This window comes from Candidatus Skiveiella danica (assembly GCF_022705245.1).
Taxonomy (GTDB): Bacteria; Pseudomonadota; Gammaproteobacteria; order Burkholderiales; family Burkholderiaceae_C; genus Skiveiella; species Skiveiella danica.
This window is the reverse complement of record NZ_JAKJEW010000165.1, coordinates 1-569: the sequence shown is the minus strand read 5'-3', so window position 1 is coordinate 569 and position 569 is coordinate 1. Positions and strand designations below refer to the sequence as shown.

General features: G+C 64.5%; 1 protein-coding gene. It reads left to right on the top strand.

Annotation, left to right across the window (positions count from 1 at the left end; genetic code table 11):
• A partial coding sequence (locus ACMUOY_RS20745) for an FGGY family carbohydrate kinase (protein WP_413894596.1) occupies positions 1-569 on the top strand: 569 nt, incomplete at both ends.

The following is a 569-nucleotide window of genomic DNA, read 5'->3' as shown; positions in this document are numbered from 1 at the left end:
GTCATGGGTGAACTGATCCTGGCCATCGACAACGGCACCCAGAGCATCCGGGCCCTGATCTTCGATCCCCGGGGGAATCTCCGGGCCAAAACCAGGGTGATGATCGAACCCTATTTTTCCCGGCAGCCGGGTTGGGCGGAACAGGACCCGGACTACTTCTGGCAGGCCCTCTGCCGGGCCTGCCGGCAGCTCTGGGAGGAAACGGACATCCGTCCCGAAGCCCTGGCCGGCGTTGCCCTGACGACCCAGCGGGCCACCGTCGTCAACCTCGACCGGGAGGGCCGACCCCTACGCCCCGCCATCGTCTGGCTCGACCAGCGGCGCACCGAGGGGCTGAAACCCCTGGGCGGGCTCTGGGGAATGGCCTTCCGTCTCTCCGGCATGCGGGAGACCGTCGCCTACTTCCAGGCCGAGGCGGAGGCCGTGTGGCTGGCCCACAACCAGCGGGAGATCTGGAAAAAAACCTACAAGTATCTCTTCCTTTCCGGCTATCTCACCTACCGTCTTACCGGGGAATATCGCGATTCCACCAGCAGCCAGGTAGGGTACATCCCGTTCGACTATAAGCG